The organism is Xenorhabdus bovienii, assembly GCF_024721015.1.
Lineage (GTDB): Bacteria > Pseudomonadota > Gammaproteobacteria > Enterobacterales > Enterobacteriaceae > Xenorhabdus > Xenorhabdus bovienii.
Genome location: NZ_JANAIF010000008.1, coordinates 93,913 through 96,594 on the forward strand (window position 1 = coordinate 93,913; position 2,682 = coordinate 96,594).

Consider the following 2,682-nt stretch of genomic DNA (forward strand, 5'->3'; position numbering starts at 1 on the left):
TATTAGCCCCTGCCTTGATAAGGCGGGGGCTTTTTCGTTTGGCACCTTTCATATATTACATTTCTTTTATCATCCGAACTCATATTTTATTCAATCGTATATCATCAGGATTATGTAATCAGCGACAATCTGGCTTGTTTGATATAAAGTAAACGCTTAGTAATAATCTTTTTAAAACTCCACGGGAGGTCAAATTGATCCCGGACGTATCAAAAGCATTGTCATGGCTAGAGGCAAATCCTACCGTGTTGAACGGTATTTGTCGCGGTATTGAGCGTGAAACATTGCGTGTTACTCCAGACGGTCATTTAGCTATGACAGGGCATCCAGAACCACTTGGTGCTTCTTTAACGCATAAATGGATTACAACTGATTTTGCTGAATCTCTATTAGAGTTTATTACCCCCGTTGATAGTGACATAGAAAGAACGGTCGCTTTTCTTAAAGATTTACATCGTTACACTGCCCAGAACTTGGGCAATGAAAAAATGTGGCCTTTGAGTATGCCATGCTTTATTGACAAAGAGGAAAACATCACTCTGGCACAATATGGCACGTCCAATATGGGGCGGTTTAAGACCTTATACCGTGAGGGATTGAAAAACCGTTACGGTGCATTGATGCAGACCATTTCTGGCGTACATTATAACTTCTCGTTGCCAATAAGTTTCTGGCAGGCATGGTTAGGCATCAAAGATGCAGAAAGTGGCAAAGAACAAATTTCAGATGGATATTTTCGTCTGATCCGTAATTATTATCGTTTTGGATGGGTGATCCCTTATTTATTTGGTGCATCACCCGCGATTTGTTCTTCGTTCTTACGTGGGCGAGAGACAGCACTCCCTTTTGAGGAAACTGAAAAAGGGACTTGTTACCTGCCTTATGCAACCTCGTTGAGAATGAGTGATTTGGGGTATACCAATAAATCACAAAGTGATCTGAATATTACCTTTAACAATCTCCATTCGTATGTAGAAGGTCTTAAAAAAGCCACTCATAAACCATCTACAGAGTTTGCGGCTTTGGGGAACAAAAAAGATGGTAAATATCTGCAGCTTAACACCAATGTTCTTCAAATTGAGAATGAGCTGTATGCACCGATTCGTCCCAAACGTGTCACTCAAGAGAGCGAATCGCCCTCTGATGCCTTGCTGTGTGGCGGTGTAGAGTATATCGAAGTTCGTTCTCTGGATATTAATCCTTTCACGGCGATTGGCGTCAATGAAATTCAGATCCGCTTTCTTGATCTATTTTTGATATGGTGTGCTTTGGCTGATGCTCCTGAAATGAGTAGCAAGGAACTTGATTGTTGTCGTCAAAACTGGAATAAGGTCATTTTAGAAGGGCGTAAACCAGGGCTGAATATCGGTATTGGTTATGGTATTGAGCAGCAGCCACTTAAAACAGTTGGTCAAGAATTATTCAAAGATTTAGAACGTGTAGCTGAAGTCTTGGATACCTGTTCTGGAACACAATATCAATCAGCCTGCAAAGAGTTGGTTGGTATGTTTGAAGATCCATCATTGACATTTTCAGCCCGGGTACTGGGCAATATGAAAGCTCAAGGGATTGTTGGTTTTGGATTGGAATTGGCAACCAAGTATCATCGTGAACTGCTTGAAGAGCCGTATTCAATCCTGAGTGAAGAATGTTTTTCTGTTGAGCGTCACGCTTCGATAGAACGGCAAAATAGCTTAGAGCAGCAAAACAGCATGGATTTTGAAGACTATCTAAAACTACATGCTGGGTATTAAAAAAGAAAATGGCCACCAGTGGTGGCCGAAATAAAATCTATTAGAGAATAGGGATGATAACAATTTTGCGCGTCTTCACATCTTATGACCAGCCGCAAATGGAAAAGTTTCATCTGTTTGAAAAAATTTTCGTAAAAAGTCTGATACCTCAGGAGGTAGTAATATGCCTTTATTAGATAGTTTTACAGTTGACCATACTCGTATGGAGGCACCTGCTGTTAGAGTTGCCAAAACGATGAAAACACCTCATGGTGATACCATCACAGTATTTGATTTACGTTTTTGTGTTCCGAACAAAGAAGTGATGCCAGAAAAAGGGATTCATACTCTGGAACATCTGTTTGCGGGCTTTATGCGTAACCATTTGAATGGTGATGGTGTTGAAATTATCGATATTTCTCCAATGGGATGTCGCACTGGTTTTTATATGAGCTTGATTGGTGAACCCGCTGAATTGAGGGTAGCCGAGTCTTGGAAAGCAGCTATGGCTGATGTACTGAAGGTTAAAGATCAGAATCAGATCCCAGAATTGAACATTTATCAATGTGGTACTTCTGAGATGCATTCTCTGCAAGAAGCGCAGGACATCGCTCGCCATATTCTTGATGCAGATGTTCGAGTTAACCTCAATGATGAGCTGGCGCTACCTGAAGAGATATTAGTTGAACTTCAAGTGTAGTATGGTTGAAGGGTGTGTAATTCGTTGAAAATATATATCTGATGTTTACACACGTTCTTTTTAGCCGTAAAAGTCTTGTTAAAAACGGCTAGACTTACCTTATATTGACGGGGTTAGCTTATTTTTAGCTAACCCCGTATCAATTCTATTTTTTATTTGAAATGATCTTTATTAACCTCAGCTTCGTTTAAAAATAGCGATATCACAATCCCGTAAATTCAAGCTCGGTTTTTTAGGTTGGAATGTATA

General features: G+C 40.1%; 2 protein-coding genes. Both read left to right on the top strand.

Features of this window, described 5'->3' with window-relative positions; all coding sequences use genetic code 11:
- The first annotated feature begins 194 nt into the window (after positions 1–194).
- Entirely contained in the window at positions 195–1,754 is a 1,560-nt protein-coding gene (gene gshA / locus NXS07_RS04275; protein WP_038221803.1) for a glutamate--cysteine ligase, read from the top strand.
- Between the two features lie 163 nt (positions 1,755–1,917).
- Positions 1,918–2,433 carry an S-ribosylhomocysteine lyase gene (gene luxS / locus NXS07_RS04280; RefSeq protein ID WP_038192416.1) on the top strand — a complete coding sequence of 172 codons (516 nt, stop codon included), beginning with the start codon at positions 1,918–1,920 and terminating at the stop codon, positions 2,431–2,433.
- The last annotated feature ends 249 nt before the right edge of the window (positions 2,434–2,682 follow it).

Excerpts from the sequence above, each read along its gene's own strand:
- luxS (WP_038192416.1), top strand. The coding sequence starts at position 1,918 with ATGCCTTTATTAGATAGTTTTACAGTTGACCATACTCGTATGGAGGCA.